This is a genomic window from Janthinobacterium sp. SUN137, assembly GCF_030587265.1.
Classification (GTDB): Bacteria; Pseudomonadota; Gammaproteobacteria; order Burkholderiales; family Burkholderiaceae_D; genus Janthinobacterium; species Janthinobacterium kumbetense.
The window spans coordinates 1-2046 of record NZ_JAPWHZ010000023.1 but is presented as its reverse complement, the minus strand read 5'-3'; the positions used below and the strand labels follow the sequence as shown (position 1 = coordinate 2046).

The window sequence follows — 2046 nt, the reverse complement described above, 5'->3', positions numbered from 1 at the left end:
CTGTCGGCGCCCACACCCTGCCCGCGCAGGTAGTGCGCCAGGCGGTTGGCGCGCGCATTGAGCTCGCCGTAAGTCAGCGACTGGCCCTCGAACTTGACGGCCTCCGCTGCGGGGCTGCGCAGCGCCCGTTGCTCGAACAGGCCATGCAAGGTCTGCGCGTGCTCATGCTCCTGCGCGTGCGCGGTACTGTTCCATTCCAACAGCAACTGTTCGCGTTCCTGCGGCGGCAGCACCGAAATGCTGGCTACAACCTGGTCCGGCTGCGACTGCAGCGCCCGCACGATACCGGTCAGCGCCTGCTCCAGATAGGCGATGACCCGTGCCGGCACCACGCTGCAATGGACGTGCGCATCGATCAGGAACTCGTCGCCGAGGTCATCGACCGAGATCGTCATGGGATAGTTGGTGCGCTCCTTGAAGGCGATCAGTGCAATATCGCGCTCGTCGGCATCGGCTTCGGCCGCTTCCTCGGACGGCGCGGTGTGCCGGTAGTTCAGGATCGCGCTAAATAGCGGAACGCTGTTTTCCAGCCCGCTGCAGCGCTGTGCCAGCGTCAGCGGCGCCTGCTCGTATGGCAGCAGTTCATGCAACGCGGTTTCCGTCCGGGCCAGCATATCTGCCACCCCAAGACCTTCGAGCTTCATCCGCATTGGCAGCGTGTTGATGAACATGCCCAGCATGCTGCGCGCTCCGGCGGTGCCTTGCAGGCGGCCAGAGAACACCGTGCCGAAGACAACATCATCGCGACCGCTGCATGCTGCAACCACCAGCGCCCAGGCCGCGTGGAACAGCGTCGCGGGACTGGTCTTGCGCTGGCGGGAGATTCGTCGGATGCTGCCAGCCAGAGTAGCATCCACGGCCTTGCGGCATTCGGCGATCTCGGTGCCGTCGCCATGCACGTCGAGCAGCTTGAAGGGTGCAGTCGCTTCGGTCACATCGCCCAGCATCTCGCCAAAGAAGCGCTCGGCATCGTTATGCCTGGCCTGGTGCAGCGAATGGGCGACAAATTCGCGGTAAGGCACCGTTTCCGGCAGGTGTGCCGTCTTGCCGCGAAGATGGGCCTGGATCTCCGTACCCAGGATGATCGACGAGGTGACGTCATCAATCAGGTGGTGAATCCTGAACAGCACATGCACCTTCCAGGAATGCGGATCCCGCACCGCGCTCACCTGCAGCAGCGGCGCCCGGGAAAGATCCATCGGCTTGTCGAAGCCTGCCTTGAGCTGGTTTTCTGGGGTCGTCTCCGGATCTGCTTCTATCATCTCGACCTGCAGGTCCACATGCTTGTGGACGACCTGCACCGGCAATGGCAGGTTCTCCGACAAGATGGCGGTGCGCAGCACGTCATGCCGCGCAAGCACTTGGCGCAAGGCGTCCACCAGAGCATCGAACTGCGCCGGCGAATCGACGGAGAACAGCGATGGCAGGATATACGGGTCCTTCTGGCGGTGCATCTGGTGGTAGAAGTACATCCCCTCCTGCAAGGGCGCCAGCGGATAGATGTCCTGCACGTTGGCCGCGCCACCGGGCACGGTGGCCACGATCCGGTCGATCTCGTCCTGGCTCAAGTCGATCAACGGCAGCATGTCCGGCGTGATGTGCGCGCACGCAGCAGGAATGCGGTTCGGCGGGGCGACGAAAGGCCCCTCCCCGGCGTCCGCCGCCATGTCAACTTTGGCCGCCAGGTCCTCCAGCGTGGTGGCGGCGTACACCGTCTTCACATCGGTCCGCAAGCCGGCCTGCTGCATCGCCGACAGCAGTTGCACGGCCAGCAGAGAGTGGCCGCCCAACTCGAAGAAGTTGTCGTGGATGCCGACACGTTCGACCTTGAGCACCTCCGCCCAGATCGCCGCCAACTTCTGCTCCGTTTCGCTGCGCGGCGCCACATACCCGGCCTGCGACAGGCTCGCGTCCGGCGCAGGTAGCGCCTTGCGGTCGACCTTGCCGTTCGGGTTCAGCGGCAGCGCATCGAGCGTCACCCACACGGATGGCACCATGTAAGCCGGCAGACTGGCCTGCAGGGTAAGCTGGAGCGCTGCGCGGTCA

General features: G+C 64.4%; 1 protein-coding gene. It reads right to left on the bottom strand.

Annotation, left to right across the window (positions count from 1 at the left end):
• A partial coding sequence (locus tag O3298_RS29105) for a condensation domain-containing protein (RefSeq protein WP_305061204.1) occupies nt 1-2046 on the bottom strand: 2046 nt, incomplete at both ends.